Genomic DNA, 15,936 nt, shown 5'->3' with positions numbered 1-15,936 from the left:
CAGTGTCGCCGGTGCCGCCCGTCGCGTCCGCCCCGTACCCCGGCGGTGTACCTCAGTCGCGCTCGCAGACGAAGATCGCCGTGCCCGGGATCAGCGCGCCGCGCAGCGGGGACCAGCCGCCCCACTCCTGTGTGTTCCACACCGGCCACTGCGGCTCCACGACGTCGATCAGCCGGAAGCCGCCGCCCACCACGTCGCGTACCCGGTCGCCGAGGGTCCTGTGGTGCTCCACGTAGACCGCGTTCCCCTTCTCGTCCTGTTCCACGTACGGGGTGCGGTCGAAGTACGACGCCCCGGCCGTCAGGCCCTCGGGACCCGGCTCGTCGGGGAACGCCCAGCGCACCGGGTGCGTCACCGAGAAGACCCAGCGCCCGCCCGGCCGCAGGACGCGCCGTACCTCACGGAAGACCTTCACCGGGTCGGCGACGAAGGGGATCGCGCCGTACGCCGAGCAGGCCAGGTCGAAGGAACCGTCCCGGAAGGGCAGCGTCCCCGCGTCCGCCTGGACCAGCGGGAAGGTACGGGAGCGTCCCTCCGCGATGCGCAGCGCGTGCTGGAGCTGGCGGTGCGAGAGGTCCAGCGCCACCGGGCGCGCGCCCTGCGCCGCCAGCCAGCGCGAGCACTGCGCGGCGCCCGCCCCGATCTCCAGGACGTCCCGGCCGCGCAGCTCCTCGGCCGGGCCCAGCAGCTCGGCCTCCACCTCGTCGAGCCCTTCGGGGCACCAGACGAAGCGGTCGTCGCCGAGGAAGCTGCCGTGCTCGACCTGGTAGTCGTCGGCGTTCCTGTCCCACCAGCCCCGGTTGGCGCGGCTGCTCTCCGTCTCGCCGGAGTCACGGCGGGTCGCCTCGGGCTCGGGCTCCGGTGGCGGCTCCGATGCTGACTCCGGTGTGCCGGAGCCGTGCGCCGCAGCCTGTGCCGCTGTCCGCTCGGCCTGTTCTCGCTGCTCTTGGATCATCATGTCCGTCGTCGTAGGGTGCGGGCGGAGGCCCGTGTGGCCTCATCAAACGCAGTTTGTGCCGGGTATGGGGCGTTCCGCCCCGGGTGTGCGCCTTCGCGCATTGACCATGCCCGGCTGCCCCCGTATGCTAAAGGTTGCGCTGCGGGCTTGCGCGCCTCAGACGTAGCAGCCGCGCTCGCACTCTGTAAGTACGTTTTCCTCGGTCGGCGAGGCGCTTTCCCCGGTTTCCCGGGGACGGCGCTCCCTTGGCTGTCCGGGTTCTTGCAGATGGCGATACGGGCTCCCGGCGTAGCAGTACCTACGACTCACTGTCCGCACCGGAGCCCTTTCCCACATGACGAGCAGCACCGAGACCACCGCCACCACCCCGCAGGTTGCGGTCAACGACATCGGTAACGAGGAAGCCTTCCTCGCCGCGATCGACGAGACGATCAAGTACTTCAACGACGGCGACATCGTCGACGGCGTCATCGTGAAGGTCGACCGGGACGAGGTCCTGCTCGACATCGGTTACAAGACCGAAGGCGTCATCCCCTCCCGCGAGCTTTCCATCAAGCACGACGTCGACCCCAACGAGGTCGTCGCCGTGGGCGATGAGATCGAGGCCCTGGTTCTCCAGAAGGAGGACAAGGAAGGCCGTCTCATCCTGTCCAAGAAGCGTGCGCAGTACGAGCGCGCCTGGGGCACGATCGAGAAGATCAAGGAAGAGGACGGGATCGTCACCGGTACCGTCATCGAGGTCGTCAAGGGTGGTCTCATCCTCGACATCGGCCTCCGTGGCTTCCTGCCGGCCTCCCTCGTCGAGATGCGCCGCGTCCGCGACCTCCAGCCCTACGTGGGCAAGGAGCTCGAGGCCAAGATCATCGAGCTGGACAAGAACCGCAACAACGTGGTCCTGTCCCGCCGTGCCTGGCTGGAGCAGACCCAGAGCGAGGTCCGCCAGACCTTCCTCACGACCCTGCAGAAGGGCCAGGTCCGCTCCGGCGTCGTCTCCTCGATCGTCAACTTCGGCGCGTTCGTGGACCTCGGCGGCGTCGACGGTCTCGTGCACGTCTCCGAGCTGTCCTGGAAGCACATCGACCACCCCTCCGAGGTTGTCGAGGTCGGCCAGGAAGTCACCGTCGAGGTTCTCGACGTGGACATGGACCGCGAGCGTGTCTCCCTGTCGCTCAAGGCGACGCAGGAAGACCCGTGGCAGCAGTTCGCCCGGACGCACCAGATCGGCCAGGTCGTTCCCGGCAAGGTCACCAAGCTCGTTCCCTTCGGCGCGTTCGTCCGCGTCGACGAGGGCATCGAGGGTCTGGTCCACATCTCCGAGCTGGCCGAGCGCCACGTGGAGATCCCGGAGCAGGTCGTCCAGGTCAACGACGAGATCTTCGTCAAGGTCATCGACATCGACCTGGAGCGCCGCCGCATCAGCCTCTCGCTGAAGCAGGCCAACGAGTCCTTCGGCAGCGACCCGGCCTCGGTCGAGTTCGACCCGACGCTCTACGGCATGGCCGCGTCCTACGACGACCAGGGCAACTACATCTACCCCGAGGGCTTCGACCCCGAGACCAACGACTGGCTGGAGGGCTTCGAGACCCAGCGCGAGGCGTGGGAGGGCCAGTACGCCGAGGCGCAGTCGCGCTTCGAGCAGCACCAGGCCCAGGTCATCAAGTCCCGCGAGGCCGACGAGGCCGCCGCTGCCGAGGGTGCTGCCGCGCCCGCCGGCGGGGGCAACGCCCCGGCCGCCTCCGGTGGCGGTGGCTCGTACTCCTCGGAGTCGGCGGACAACTCCGGCGCCCTGGCGTCGGACGAGGCCCTGGCCGCGCTGCGCGAGAAGCTGGCCGGCGGCCAGAGCTGACGCTCCGGCAGTGTGTCGTAGGTAGCAGGACCGCTTGAACGTAAGGCCCGTTCCCTCCGGGGAGCGGGCCTTACGCGTGCCAGGACCGACCCTCCGGGCAGCCGGTGACAGGGCGGGACAAGAGTGGGCCGCTGCCGTCAACCGGGCGCCTACGGCGAGACGTTCGACGTCACCGGCGCCAACACCCCTGCCCGCGCACACCCCTTCGAGGAGCTTCTGGGAGAGATCCGGCGGGACGGCCGCCGTGGCGGGGCCGGTCGGATGGGTTAGGCGGGTGGGACGCGGGGAATGCCTGCGCCCCATGACGCGTTCTTCGTTATGAACACGAGGAGGAGCGGTAACCGTGCTTGATCCGCAGGGTTTGTACGAGTGGGAGCCCAAGGGCCTCGCCGTCGTCGACATGGCGCTGGCGCAGGAGTCGGCGGGCTTGGTCATGCTGTACCACTTCGACGGCTATATCGACGCGGGGGAGACCGGCGACCAGATCGTCGAGAACCTGCTGGAGTCACTGCCCCACCAGGTGGTGGCCCGTTTCGACCACGACAGGCTGGTCGACTACCGCGCGCGGCGCCCGCTCCTGACGTTCCGGCGCGACCGCTGGACGGACTACGAGACGCCCACGCTCGACGTACGGCTGGTGCAGGACGCCACGGGCGCCCCGTTCCTGCTGCTGTCGGGCCCCGAACCGGACGTGGAGTGGGAGCGCTTCGCGGTCGCCGTACGGCAGATCGTCGAACGTCTCGGCGTCCGGCTGTCGGTCAACTTCCACGGCATCCCGATGGGCGTACCGCACACGCGTCCCGTCGGCATCACCCCGCACGGCAACCGCACCGACCTCATGCCGGGCCACCGTAATCCGTTCGACGAGGCCCAGGTGCCGGGCAGCGCCGAGTCGCTGGTCGAGTACCGGCTGATGGAGTCGGAGCACGACGTGCTCGGCGTCGCCGCGCATGTCCCGCACTATGTCGCCAGGTCCTCCTACCCGGACGCGGCGCTGACCGCGCTGGAGGCGATCACGGCCGCGACGGGCCTGGTGCTGCCGAGCGTCGCGCACTCCCTGCGTACGGAGGCGCAGCGCACCCAGACCGAGATCGAGCGGCAGCTCGGCGAGGGGGACGAGGAGCTGGTCACGATGGTGCAGGGGCTTGAGCACCAGTACGACGCGATGGCCGGCGCCGAGACACGGGGCAGCCTGGTCGCCGAGCCGGCGGAGCTGCCGTCGGCGGACGAGATCGGGCGCGAGTTCGAGAAGTTCCTCGCGGAGCGGGAGGGGGACGGCGGCGCGTGACGCCACGCGGTGCGCCGGTGCGCCCGGTTGGCCGCGATGGGAGGCGCCGCCCGCCCGGGCCGGCCCGGGGTCTTTTGTGAGGCTCTAGGCTGGCTCCATGCTGAGGTTGGGACTTACCGGCGGAATCGGTTCGGGAAAGAGCGAGGTCTCTCGTCTGCTGACCGGATTCGGAGCCGTGCTGATCGACTCCGACCGGATCGCCCGAGAGGTGGTGGCTCCGGGAACACCCGGGCTGGCGGCGGTGATCGCCGAGTTCGGCCCGGACGTCCGCACCCCCGAGGGCGCCCTCGACCGGCCGGGACTCGGCCGGATCGTCTTCGGTGACCCCGAGCGGCTGGCGGCGCTGAACGCGATCGTGCACCCGCTGGTACGGGCACGCTCGGCCGAGCTGGAGGCCGCGGCGGGCCCGGACGCGATCGTGGTCCACGACGTACCGCTGCTCGTCGAGAACGACATGGCGGCGCTGTACGACCTCGTCGTGGTCGTCGACGCCACCCCCGAGACCCAGCTCGACCGGCTCGTCCGGCTGCGCGGGATGACGGAGCGCGAGGCACGCGCGCGGATGGCGGCCCAGGCCACCCGAGAGGCGCGGCGCGCCGTCGCCGACCTGGTCATCGACAACGACGGCCCGCTGGAGCTGCTGGAACCGCAGGTTCGCGCGGTGTGGCGGACCGTGACGGAACGCGCCGCCGCGCGCGGCTGACCCGGCGCACGCCGGAGAGCGGACGCCGGAGTGTGCCGGTTGACGGTCTGAGGAATAGCGTCGTCATGTCCCGCGTTGAGAGCGCGAAGTCAGGGAAGGATGCGAACGTGCCAGAGAGCCCGGAGACCCACATCATCGACTACCGCGCGGCGGAGCAGCTTCTCGCCGCGCGTGACCCGCGCGGGGCCGTCAAACTGCTGGATTCGGTGATCGCGTCCCACCCGGAGAACACCGCGGCCCGGCTGCTGCGCGCCCGCGCCTTCTTCGCCGCCGCCCAACTGCGCCCCGCCGAGCTGGAATTCGAACTCGTCCTGGAGCGGGAGCCGGACAACGCGTTCGCGCACTTCGCGCTGGCCCGTACGTTCGAGCGGTCGGGGCGTCCGGAGCAGGCGAAGCGGCACTTCCGCCTCGCGGCGGCGCTGGACCCCAAGCCGGAGTATCTGCAGGCGGCGCGCTTCGACTCGAACGCACCGGACGCCTAGATCACCTGGATCACGTAGACGTCGATCACGTAGACCTCGATCTCCTGGATCTCGATCACATGGATCACGTGGGTCATGTGGTGTGGCGGCCGATGTGGTGGCGCCGGCGCATCCGGTGACGCTCCAGGTCCCGGATGCGCTCCCGGTCCTGCACGAGAATCGGGTAGGGGCCGTGGTCCGGCCGGTACGGAGGGACCTCCCGGCCCGGCTGGAAACGCGACCCCTGCCGGATCCGTGCCAGGACCACGGCCAGATCGATCGCGACGATCAGCACCAGCACACCGCAGGCGGCGGCCCACCCGGGTCTCCCGGCCACGGCGAACGCCGCCGTACCGAGGGCGGTCCAGACCAGCCCCCACAGGCTCAGCCAGAACCGCATCCGCAGCGCGCTGCGCGCGGTGACAGGTTCACTACCGGTGCGCATGGCTCTCGCACCTCCCGTTCCGGCCCTCACCGCTGGTCTACCCGGGAACGCCCACCGGTGAACGTCGTCAGCGCCCGGACCTCAGTGCACGATCGAGTAGCTGAGCCACGGCCCGGCGCCCGGCGCGATCACATCGGACAGAGTGGTGGCGATGTACGCCGTGTTCCTGCCGGTGCAGTTGGCCGCCGGGTACGCGACGAGATCGAGCACGGTGCGGTTGGTGATCGCCACGGCACCGGTCGGCTCCAGTTTGTGGCATCCGGTGACCGACGGGGTGGTCACCTGGACACGGCTCTTGTGGCCGGTGTCGTACGTGATGGTGCCCACCGCGGCCCGGCCGAGGACCGAACAGCCCGCGACGGCGAAGGTCAGGAGCGCGGCCCCGGCGGCGATGCCGAGGCGCCGGTGATCGGTCACGGACATGGGCGGGTCCTCGTCTCGGAAGCGGAAGCTGAGGCTGCGGAATGAGGGCGGGGCGGAGTGCGGGAAGAGGGCGGGGAGAAGGAGCGAAACGGGCGGGAGGCGGGCGGAAAGCGGGCATGTGCTGGTCACCCTGCCGGATGGGCGCCACCGCGGCACCACGGGCGCCGCCGGTCGGGCTACGCGCCGGTATCCTCCTGCTCCGCGTGTCTCGACCACCGGTCATACAAGGCATACCGTGGTAATCAGCACCTCGGTCCGCGTCCGGCGTCAGGGGGCCCATCATGGTCGAGGAACTGGTCATCGCGGTCATAGCCGTCATCTGCGCGTGCGGGCTGTACGCCATGGCGGCGGCCCGGGTCGTCAAGCAGTACGAACGGGGTGTCGTCCTGCGCCTCGGCCGGCTGCGAGAAGGGATCAGGGGCCCCGGGTTCACCACGGTCGTCCCCTTCGTGGACAAGCTCCACAAGGTCAACATGCAGATCGTGACGATGCCGGTGCCCGCCCAGGACGGCATCACGCGCGACAACGTCACCGTGCGCGTGGACGCCGTGATCTATTTCAAGGTGGTCGACGCGGCCGACGCGGTGATCCGGGTCGAGGACTACCGGTTCGCCGTCTCGCAGATGGCCCAGACGTCGCTCCGCTCCATCATCGGCAAGAGCGACCTGGACGACCTGCTGTCGAACAGGGAGAAGCTGAATCAGGGCCTGGAGCTGATGATCGACAGCCCGGCGATCGGCTGGGGCGTCCAGATCGACCGGGTCGAGATCAAGGACGTGTCGCTGCCGGAGACGATGAAGCGGTCGATGGCACGCCAGGCGGAGGCCGACCGGGAGCGGCGCGCGCGGGTCATCAACGCGGACGCCGAGCTCCAGGCGTCGAAGAAGCTCGCCGAGGCCGCCGAGCAGATGTCCGGCCAGCCCGCGGCGCTGCAGCTCCGGCTGCTCCAGACGGTCGTGGCCGTCGCCGCGGAGAAGAACTCCACCCTCGTCCTGCCCTTCCCCGTCGAACTGCTGCGCTTCCTGGAGCGCGCCACGCCCGGCGAGGCCGCACAGGCGGTGCAGGCGGTCTCCGGAGTCGCACAGGCGACCGCCCCCGCCGTCCCGCAGACGCCGGAACCGGTCGCGGAACGGGGAACGGGTCCGGAACCGGCCGGTGTGCCGGCGCCGGAGCCCGACGCGGAGCTGGTGCCGGAATCCGACGCGGAGCTGGAGCCGGACGCGCTGAAGGAGCGGCTCGCCTCCCCCGATCCCATGCCACCCGCCAGGCCCCACGTCCAGCCCCACGTCTGACCCGCGCCGTATGACGCACCGGGGCCCGGTCTGCGCGACCCGGCAGGGCAGGGTCGGCGGGCGCCCCGGCCTCGCCCCGCCGGTGGTGGCGTTCCTGGGAATCCCGTACGCGACCGCCCCGCGCTTCGGCCGCCCCGTGGCCCCCGAGCCCTGGGAGGGCGTCCGGCCGGCGTTCGCGTACGGTCCGACGGCGCCGCAGGCCCCGTACACCCCGCCCTTCGACGCCCTCCTGCCGCAGTACACCGTGCCGGGCGCGCCGGGGGAGAGCTGCCTCAACCTGAACATCTGGACCCCCGCGCCCGGCCCGGAGGCCCGCCTTCCGGTGCTGGTGTGGGTGCATGGCGGGGCCTTCGCGAACGGCTCGGGATCACTGCCCGCGTACGACGGCGGTACGTTCGCCCGCGACGGCGTGGTGTGCGTGACGATCAACTACCGGCTCGGGGCCGAGGGTTTCCTCCGTCTCGACGGCGTACCGGACAACAGGGGGCTGCTGGACCAGATCGCCGCCCTGGAGTGGGTACGGGACAACATCGCCTCCTTCGGAGGTGACCCGGACCGGGTCACCCTCGTCGGACAGTCGGCCGGAGCGATGAGCATCGGCGCCCTGCTCGCCATGGAGCGCGCGCGGGGGCTCTTCCGGGGCGCGATCCTCCAGAGCGGCGCGGCCCACCACTTCCTGCGCCCCGCCTCGGCGGAGCTGATCACGGCCCGGCTGGCCCGGAAACTGTCCGTAGCCCCCGCCGCCGACGCCTTCGCCGCCGTTCCGTGGAACCGGCTGCTGTCCGCGCAGAGCGAGCTGCGCGCGGAGATCGGCGCCCGGCCCGACCCCGCGCTGTGGGGTGAGGCGGCGCTCAACATGATGCCGTTCGAACCGGTCCTCCCGGAGTTGCCCCTGCCCGGGCCAGGCCACGGGGTCCGGCTGCTGGCCGGCAGCAACCGCGAGGAGTACCGCCTCTTCCTCGTGCCCACCGGACGGCTGGACGCGCTGCCGGAGACAAAGCTGCGCGCGACCGCCGCCGCCTACGGCCTCGACCCCGACCTGGCACCGGCCGTCTACCGCGCGGCGCGGCCCGGCGCGGGCCCGGGCGAGGTGTTCGACGCCCTGGCCACGGACTGGTTCTATCGGATCCCCGCGCTCCGCCTCGCCGAGTCCGTGCCCGGCTCGTACCTGTACGAGTTCGCCTGGCGCTCCCCGCGCCACGGCGGCCTGCTCGGCGCCTGTCACGGCGCTGAGCTGGGGTTCGTCTTCGACCGTCCGGGTCACCCCGCGTACACGCCGATGCTCGGCGACCGGCCGCCGGCGGAGCTCGCGGAGGCGATGCACCGGGCGTGGGTGGCGTTCGCGCGGACCGGCGACCCGGGCTGGGAGCCGTACGACCGCGACACCCGTACGACGTGTTCGGCGGCGGTCCCGGCGCCGCCTCCGCGCCCGTGCGCGACCCGCGGGCGCGGGAGCGAGAACTCTGGGACGGGCTGCGCTGACCTGCGAAAAGACTCTGGCGAGGGGCAGTGTCAGACCCCCCGCCTAGACTCGCAGAGTAATCGGATACCGGCCGATGCGAAGCGGGGAGGGGGAAGGACCATGACCGTGCACGGAACCGCGGCGCTGGTGCGCCACGCGGCTGTTTTCCTGCCCGCGGGGCTGCCGCGCGAGGGCCGGGTCGCCTTCTGGGCGCCGGAGGGGGAGCTGCCGGAGGCGCCGGGGGACGAGCTGACGGTCGTACGACGCGACGGCGGTGGCGACGAAGACAGGGACGCGGCCGGGGACGGGGCCGGTGTCACCGGTGGTGAGGACGGTGGGGTCGCAGTCCGCGCGGTCACGGTCCCCGTCGTCCTGATGTCCGTCGCGGACGCTGTCCCGCTGCTGGTCCGCGCCCGGCGCGACAGGACGGCGCACCCGGCGTCGGCCTGCTGGGGCGCCGCCGCGCTGCACGCGCTCCAGTTGGCCGCGCGCGGCCGACTGCTCCCCGGGCTCACCGCCTCCGACCACGACGCCTGGCGGGCCGGCCCGCTCGACGCCGACGACATCGCGCAGCTGCGCGCCATCGCCGCGGCCATGCCGCCCGAGGCGCACCCCGTACCGCTGCCGGGCGACGGGCCGCTTCTGCTGCCCGAGCCGGAAGCGCTGGTCCGTGCCTTCCTCGACGCGGTGGCCGACTCCCTGCCGCGCACCCCGGCGGCGGCGTACGCGGCGGGGGCGCCGTTCGCCGCGCGGGCCGGGCAGCATCTGCCGGGCGCCAGGGCCTGGGCGGCCGAGGCGGCGGCCGGCATGGACGCGGGGGTGCGGGTCTCGCTGCGCCTCGACCTCTCGGCGTACGAGCTGTTCGACCACGCGCAGACCGCGGCGGAGACCGCACCCGCCGCCCGGGCCGATCACGCTGCCGCTGCCGACGACGGCACCACCGACGACGGCGCCGCCGCGCGCCGCGACACCACGGTCGACGACGCACGCCGGGCCGGGACGGCGCTCGTCCAGGTCCACAGCCTGGCCGACCCGACCCTGGTCATCGACGCGGCCGGGCTCTGGGCGGGCGACGGCGCCGAAAGCTTCGGGCCACGCGCCCGTATCGACGCCATGCTGGCGCTGCGCCGCGCCGCCCGCGTCTGGACGCCGCTCGCCCGGCTCCTGGAGCGCGACATCCCCGACGCGCTGCCCCTCTCCGAGGACGAGCTGTACGAACTGCTCGGGCCCGGGGCGGCCCGCCTCGCGGAGGCGGGCGTCACGGTGCACTGGCCCCGGGAACTGGCGCGTACGCTCACGGCGGCCGCGGTGGTCCGTCCCGCGCCCGGCTCGGCCACCGACGGCACCCCGTTCTTCGACAGCGTGGAACTGCTCAAGTTCAACTGGCAGTTGGCGCTCGACGGTGATCCGCTCTCCGAGCAGGAGATGGACGCTCTCGCCGAGTCGCACCGGCCGATCGTCCGCCTGCGCGACCAGTGGGTGGTCATCGATCCCGCCCTCGTACGGAAGGCGCGCAAGCGGGAGCTGGGCCTGCTGGAGCCCGTCGACGCGCTCGCCGTGGCCCTCACCGGTACCGCCGACGTGGACGGCGAGACCGTGGAGGCCGTGCCCACGGGCGCGCTGGCGGCGCTGCGCGACCGCCTGCTCTCGGGCCCGGCGAGGGTCCCCCAGCCCCCGGCGCTCGCCGCCACCCTGCGCGACTACCAACTGCGCGGCCTGGCCTGGCTGGACCTGATGACCTCGCTCGGCCTCGGCGGCTGCCTCGCGGACGACATGGGCCTCGGCAAGACCGTCACGCTCATCGCCCTCCATCTGCACCGCGCCCGCCCCGCCCCGACGCTGGTCGTCTGCCCCGCCTCGCTCCTCGGCAACTGGGAGCGCGAGATCACCCGCTTCGCCCCCGGGGTCCCCGTGCACCGCTTCCACGGTGTGGGACGCACCCTGGACGAAGTGACGGACGGCTTCGTCCTCACCACCTACGGCACGATGCGCGGCAGCGCCGAGACGCTGGCCGCACACCCCTGGGGAATGGTCGTCGCGGACGAGGCACAGCACGTCAAGAACCCCTTCTCGTCCACGGCCAAGGCGCTCCGTACGATCCCGGCGCCCGCCAGGGTCGCGCTGACCGGCACGCCCGTGGAGAACAACCTCTCCGAGCTGTGGGCCCTCCTCGACTGGACCACCCCCGGGCTGCTCGGCCCCCTCAAGGCGTTCCGCGCCCGCCACGCGAGGATCGTCGAGAATGTGGAGAACGCGAAGAGCGCCGACATCAAGGACGCCGACAACGAGGAGGCGGTGGCGCGACTGGCCCGCCTCGTCCGGCCGTTCCTGCTGCGCAGGAAGAAGTCCGACCCGGGGATCGTGCCCGAGCTGCCGCCCAAGACCGAGAGCGACCACCCCGTCCCCCTCACCCGGGAACAGGCGTCGCTCTACGAGGCGGTCGTACGCGAGACGATGGCGGCCATCGAGGCGTCCGAGGGCATCGCCCGCCGCGGTCTGGTGATGAAGCTGCTCACCTCCCTCAAACAGATCTGCAACCACCCCGCGCAGTACCTGAAGGAGGACGCGGCCCGGCTGACCGGCCGCTCCGGCAAGCTCGCCCTGCTCGACGAACTGCTCGACACGATCCTCACGGAGGACGGCTCGGTCCTGATCTTCACCCAGTACGTGTCGATGGCGCGGCTGCTCTCCGCCCATCTCGCCGCCCGCGCGGTCCCGTCCCAGTTGCTCCACGGCGGTACGCCCATCGCGGAGCGCGAGCGTATGGTCGACCGGTTCCAGTCCGGCGAGGTGCCCGTCTTCGTCCTCTCGCTGAAGGCGGCGGGCACCGGGCTCAACCTGACCAGGGCCGGACATGTCGTCCACTTCGACCGCTGGTGGAACCCGGCCGTGGAGGAGCAGGCCACCGACCGCGCCTATCGCATCGGCCAGACCCAGCCCGTACAGGTCCACCGGCTCATCGCGGAGGGCACGGTCGAGGACCGGATCGCCGAGATGCTCGCCTCCAAGAAGGCCCTGGCCGACGCCGTCCTCGGCTCCGGCGAGGCGGCCCTCACCGAGCTGACCGACCGCGAGCTGGGCGATCTCGTCTCCCTGCGGAGGCCGTCATGACCACCGCGCGCGCACCCCGGCACGACGACCGCCGCCGGACGTTCCCCGCCCTGCCCGCCCGCCCCGGCGACCACGGGGACTTCGCCGAGACCTGGTGGGGCAACGCCTGGGTGGAGTCCATGGAGGACACCGCCCTCGACACCGCGCGCCTCCAGCGCGGCCGTACGTACGCGGGCAGCGGCCGGGTCGACGCGATCACCGTCACCCCCGGCCGCGTCATGGCGTACGTCCACGGCTCCCGGCCACGCCCGTACCGTACGGAGATCCGCCTGCGCACCCTCGGCGACACCGACTGGGAGGACCTGCTCGACACCGCCGCGGCCCGCCCCGACCACATCGCCGCCCTGCTCGACAAGGCCATGCCGCACACCCTCGCGGCCTCCGCCGATCTGCTGCCCGCCGCGGGCGACCTCACCCCCGACTGCTCCTGCCCCGACGACGGCTACCCCTGCAAACACGCGGCGGCCCTCTGCTACCAGACGGCCCGGCTCCTGGACGAGGACCCCTTCGTCCTCTTCCTGCTCCGGGGCCGCGGCGAACAGGAGATCCTGGCCGACCTGACCCGCCGCAACGCCACCCGTTCCGCGGCCGAACGGACCACGACCGCACCGCCGATGCCCACGGTCGACGCGCGGACAGCCCTCGCCCCGCGCACGCTCCCACCGCTTCCGCCGCCGTTCCCCGTCCCCGCGCACCCCGGCCGTCCGCCCGTCTACCCCCAGTCACCCGGAGCGCCCGATCCGCTCGCCCTCGACCTCCTCGCCACCGAGGCGGCCGCCCGCGCGCACACCTTCCTCACCACGGGACTCGACCCGATCGGCGCCCTCACCCCCTGGCAGGACGCGGTACGCCTGGCCGCCGCCCACCCCGGCTCGGGGCTGACGGCGTCCACCCGCGCCCTCTACCGTGACCTGGCCGCGGCCCTCCACCGCGCCCCCACCGACCTGGCCCGCGCCGTCGCCGCCTGGCACCAGGGCGGCCTGGCGGGGCTGGCCGTGCTGGAAGAGCCCTGGGATCCGCCGGCCGGCCCCTTCGACCGGGCCCGCCCCGCCCTCATAGCCGCCGACTTCCCGCACTTCCGCCCCGTGCGCAACCACCTCTCCACGGACTCGCTGCAACTCCGCTTCGGCCGCGACGGCCTCTGGTACGGCTACGAATCGGACCGGGGACGGGAGGACTGGTGGCCGCGCGGCACCCCCGACACCGATCCGGTGGGCGCACTCTCCGCCCTGCTGGGGCGGTGACGGGTAAGCTCGTTCACTCCCGTACTTCGGTAGACGGACCACATTGCGTAGCGGTTGAAGAGCGGTTGAAGGGGGATCGGTGGAAGCCGAGTTGGTGGCACTGGCGACGGCAGGCGCGACGGCACTCATCCAGCAGATGGCGACGGACGGCTGGAGCGGCGCCCGCGCCCGGGTGGCCGGATTCCTCGCCGCGCGGGGCTGGGGATCCGCGGATTCCGTCGGCAGCGATCTGGACACCGCGCGTGCCGAACTGACCGCGGCCCGGCGGGAGGACGACACGGAAGCCGTCGACGACCTCCACGCGGAATGGCGCGGCCGACTGCGCCGTACCCTGCGCGCGGACCCGGAGGCGGCGGCCGAACTGCGTGTACTGCTCGATGAGTTGTCCCCGGGCGTCGCCTCCCAGCAGGCCCGGGATATTCACAACGAGATCAGCGGCGGCACGTATCACGAGCCGGTCATCCAGGCCGGCATGGTCGACAGGATCGGCACCATCGGCGGCCGGCCCTTCGGTTCCGGCGGACGGGGCGGCGCGCCGTGACGGGTGACGGGGGAGGCAACTGGGGGAACAGCGTCAACGGCGGTACGCAGTACGGCCCCGTCGTCCAGGCGCGCGAGCTCGGCAGCTACACGTCGCAGCATTTCCACTTCCACGGCGGGGAGGAGGCCGGCGGGCCGCTCCCGACCCCCGTGCCGAGAGGGCATCAGCTCCCTCTGGGAGAGGCGGCGTTCAAGAACAGGGACACCGAATCCGGCGATGTCCTGCGGGCACTTGAGCGCGACGAGCCCTCCGGTCCCGTACACCCCCTGATCGTCACGCTCAGCGGGATCAGCGGCATCGGCAAGACCGCCCTGGCCATCCATCTCGCCCATGAGCTGAAGAGCCGGTTCGACTGGTCCGCCTATGTCGATCTGGACGAATGGCGCACAGCCGGTGCGGTCGACGCCGAGGCCGTACTGAAGCATCTGCTCCGCCGGCTCGGGGTACGGGAGGGCTGGCTGCCGGCGGGATACCGCGACCTGGTCGGCCTGTACAGGACGGTGACCGGCGGGGCCCGTATGGTGCTCGTCCTCGACAACGTGTGGTCCGCCGACGAGATCACCACCCTGCTGCCGGTCTCGGCGCACTCGGTGGTCCTGGTCGCGGGCCGGCGGCGGCTGCACGCGCTGGAGGGGCCCAGGACGGTCGGTCTGGCGCTGGAGCCGCTGCGGCGGGAGCCCGCCCTCGACGTCCTCTCCGAGTACGTCCGGAGCACCGGGCGTCAGGTCTCCCCGCAGATGGTCAGCCGGCTCGAACAGCTCTGCGCGGGCTTTCCCATCGCCCTGCACACCGCGGGCGGACTCCTGCGCGAGCACCCCGGCAGACGGGTGGAGCGCATCGTCGCGGACCTCACGGCCGCCCTCCACGAGAACGGGCTGTCCGTGGTCGAAGCCGTCTGGAACGCCGCCTACGACGCGCTGGACGTGGCCGCCGCCCAGCGGCTCTACCGCCTCCTGCCGCGGTACTCCGGCTACGACATCACGCTCGTAGCCGCCATGGCCCTGCTCGGCACCGGGCGTGACGACGCGGAGGACGCGCTCGACCTCCTGGCCAACGCGGGCCTGCTGGCGGACTCCCCGCGCCCCGGCAGGAAGCGGCTGCACGACCTTCTGCGCGCCCACGCCGTACGCCGCGCGGACCGGCACGGCGATCCGGCCGAGACGGAGGAGGGCCTGCGCCGGCTCGTGGTCTGGTACCGCAGACAGGCGGAACGGGCCGACCGGGTGATCGCTCCCAAGAGGTTGCGCGTGGCCGAGCCCGTCCCCGCGCTTGCGTACGCCCCCGACGTACCGTTCGCGAGCGAGGCGGCGGCCCGGTCCTGGCTCGACACGGAACGCAAGGCCCTGTACGGACTTGTAGGGACCGCGAGCGACCTGGGGGAGGACACACACGCCTGGTCCCTCTGCGAGCCGTTGTGGAAGCACTACGAGGACCACCACAACCACACGGACGCGATCCGCGCCTTCAGGACGGGCCGGGACGCCGCGCAGCGCGAGGGGTCGGCCGAGGCCGCCGAGGCGCTGATCCGGATGCGCTGCCAGCTCGCGCAGGCGCTCTGGAAGGCGGGCCGTGACGAGGAGGCCGACGCGGAGACGGGCCAGGCGCTGCGGTCGGCGGAATCGGTCGTGCCCGGTACCAGACTGCATGCCTCCGCGCTGGAGTTCCGGGGCAAGTTCCTCGCGGCGCGGGGGAGGCCCGACGAGGCCGTGCCGTACTTCGAGCGGTCGCGTGCCCTCCATGAAGCGCTCTCCGAACCCAACCCCTACGGTGTGCTGCTCCAGAGCTTTCTGCTCGGCCGGACGCTGCGGGCCGCCGGCCGGTCGGCCGAGGCCGGGGCGGAGCTGGAGACCGCGCTCGGCCTGGCGCGGGAGCAGGACAACGCGCGCATGATCGGCCGGACGGCGGCCGAGCTGGGCCGTACGTTCCGGGACGCGGGCCGTCCCGAGAAGGCGGTCGCCGCGTACGAGGAGGCGCTGGGCCAGGAGCGGCGGCGGGAGTCCACGTACGACCAGGCCGTGCTGCACGAAGAGCTGGCCGCGCTCGCGGCCGGGGCCGGCGACCGGGAGACGGCGGAGGAACACCGGAGCAGGGCGCGGGAACTCCGCGTCCGGGCGGGCGCGGAGCCGGGCCCCGAGGCGGGTCCTGGTACCGCGACCTGAGGC

The 15,936-nt window shown here is 72.4% G+C and carries 11 protein-coding genes and 2 pseudogenes; 10 read left to right on the top strand and 3 right to left on the bottom strand.

Annotation, left to right across the window (positions count from 1 at the left end; all coding sequences use genetic code 11):
- Positions 1-52: 52 nt before the first annotated feature.
- Entirely contained in the window at positions 53-958 is a 906-nt protein-coding gene (locus ACIQ7D_RS26740; RefSeq protein WP_403941585.1) for a class I SAM-dependent methyltransferase, read from the bottom strand.
- A 334-nt stretch (positions 959-1,292) separates the two neighbouring features.
- On the opposite strand from ACIQ7D_RS26740, the gene rpsA reads away from it, so the two are divergent.
- The 4 genes from rpsA to ACIQ7D_RS26720 all read left to right on the top strand — a co-directional run bounded on the left by rpsA (position 1,293) and on the right by ACIQ7D_RS26720 (position 5,277).
- On the top strand, positions 1,293-2,804 hold the full coding sequence (gene rpsA, locus ACIQ7D_RS26735) for a 30S ribosomal protein S1 (RefSeq protein ID WP_384995898.1): 1,512 nt from the start codon (positions 1,293-1,295) through the stop codon (positions 2,802-2,804).
- A 343-nt stretch (positions 2,805-3,147) separates the two neighbouring features.
- Complete coding sequence (locus tag ACIQ7D_RS26730) at positions 3,148-4,092, top strand: PAC2 family protein (RefSeq protein ID WP_403941583.1); 945 nt, start codon at positions 3,148-3,150, stop codon at positions 4,090-4,092.
- Positions 4,093-4,189: 97 nt separating this feature from the next.
- Complete coding sequence (gene coaE, locus ACIQ7D_RS26725) at positions 4,190-4,795, top strand: dephospho-CoA kinase (RefSeq protein ID WP_403941581.1); 606 nt, start codon at positions 4,190-4,192, stop codon at positions 4,793-4,795.
- Between the two features lie 107 nt (positions 4,796-4,902).
- On the top strand, positions 4,903-5,277 hold the full coding sequence (locus ACIQ7D_RS26720) for a tetratricopeptide repeat protein (protein ID WP_403941579.1): 375 nt from the start codon (positions 4,903-4,905) through the stop codon (positions 5,275-5,277).
- A 166-nt stretch (positions 5,278-5,443) separates the two neighbouring features.
- Here the strand turns inward: ACIQ7D_RS26720 and ACIQ7D_RS26715 are convergent.
- Both ACIQ7D_RS26715 and ACIQ7D_RS26710 read right to left on the bottom strand, forming a co-directional pair.
- Positions 5,444-5,701 (bottom strand): annotated as a pseudogene (locus tag ACIQ7D_RS26715) (DUF6343 family protein); the annotation flags it as partial.
- 81 nt (positions 5,702-5,782) lie between these two features.
- The gene (locus ACIQ7D_RS26710; RefSeq protein WP_403941577.1) at positions 5,783-6,124 is read right to left on the bottom strand and encodes a hypothetical protein; all 342 of its coding nucleotides are present in this window, start codon (positions 6,122-6,124) and stop codon (positions 5,783-5,785) included.
- A 281-nt stretch (positions 6,125-6,405) separates the two neighbouring features.
- Here ACIQ7D_RS26710 and ACIQ7D_RS26705 point away from each other — a divergent pair, with 281 nt between their 5' ends.
- The 6 genes and pseudogenes from ACIQ7D_RS26705 to ACIQ7D_RS26680 all read left to right on the top strand — a co-directional run bounded on the left by ACIQ7D_RS26705 (position 6,406) and on the right by ACIQ7D_RS26680 (position 15,933).
- Complete coding sequence (locus ACIQ7D_RS26705; protein WP_403941575.1) at positions 6,406-7,416, top strand: SPFH domain-containing protein; 1,011 nt, start codon at positions 6,406-6,408, stop codon at positions 7,414-7,416.
- A gap of 10 nt (positions 7,417-7,426) precedes the next feature.
- A pseudogene (locus tag ACIQ7D_RS26700) lies at positions 7,427-8,767 on the top strand (carboxylesterase/lipase family protein); the annotation flags it as partial.
- A gap of 231 nt (positions 8,768-8,998) precedes the next feature.
- Positions 8,999-11,989 carry a DEAD/DEAH box helicase gene (locus tag ACIQ7D_RS26695; protein ID WP_403941690.1) on the top strand — a complete coding sequence of 997 codons (2,991 nt, stop codon included), beginning with the start codon at positions 8,999-9,001 and terminating at the stop codon, positions 11,987-11,989.
- On the top strand, positions 11,986-13,233 hold the full coding sequence (locus ACIQ7D_RS26690) for an SWIM zinc finger family protein (RefSeq protein WP_403941573.1): 1,248 nt from the start codon (positions 11,986-11,988) through the stop codon (positions 13,231-13,233). Before ACIQ7D_RS26695 ends, ACIQ7D_RS26690 begins: the two co-directional genes overlap by 4 nt.
- Positions 13,234-13,312: 79 nt before the next feature.
- Positions 13,313-13,774, top strand: coding sequence for a hypothetical protein (locus ACIQ7D_RS26685; RefSeq protein WP_403941571.1), 462 nt, complete (start codon positions 13,313-13,315; stop codon positions 13,772-13,774).
- A complete protein-coding gene (locus tag ACIQ7D_RS26680) occupies positions 13,771-15,933 on the top strand; it encodes an NB-ARC domain-containing protein (RefSeq protein ID WP_403941569.1) in 2,163 nt (720 codons plus the stop codon). The genes ACIQ7D_RS26685 and ACIQ7D_RS26680 overlap by 4 nt, the downstream gene beginning before the upstream one ends.
- Positions 15,934-15,936 lie beyond the last annotated feature (3 nt).

Origin of the sequence: Streptomyces sp. NPDC096310 (assembly GCF_044763125.1) — a bacterium.
Taxonomy (GTDB): domain Bacteria; phylum Actinomycetota; class Actinomycetes; order Streptomycetales; family Streptomycetaceae; genus Streptomyces.
This window is presented reverse-complemented; position numbering and strand designations above follow the sequence as displayed.

Bases quoted from the DNA above. Each gene is read 5' to 3' on its own strand.
- ACIQ7D_RS26740 (WP_403941585.1), bottom strand. From the start codon at position 958: ATGATGATCCAAGAGCAGCGAGAACAGGCCGAGCGGACAGCGGCACAG.
- rpsA (WP_384995898.1), top strand. From the start codon at position 1,293: ATGACGAGCAGCACCGAGACCACCGCCACCACCCCGCAGGTTGCGGTC.
- coaE (WP_403941581.1), top strand. From the start codon at position 4,190: ATGCTGAGGTTGGGACTTACCGGCGGAATCGGTTCGGGAAAGAGCGAG.
- ACIQ7D_RS26710 (WP_403941577.1), bottom strand. From the start codon at position 6,124: ATGTCCGTGACCGATCACCGGCGCCTCGGCATCGCCGCCGGGGCCGCG.
- ACIQ7D_RS26705 (WP_403941575.1), top strand. From the start codon at position 6,406: ATGGTCGAGGAACTGGTCATCGCGGTCATAGCCGTCATCTGCGCGTGC.
- ACIQ7D_RS26695 (WP_403941690.1), top strand. From the start codon at position 8,999: ATGACCGTGCACGGAACCGCGGCGCTGGTGCGCCACGCGGCTGTTTTC.
- ACIQ7D_RS26690 (WP_403941573.1), top strand. From the start codon at position 11,986: ATGACCACCGCGCGCGCACCCCGGCACGACGACCGCCGCCGGACGTTC.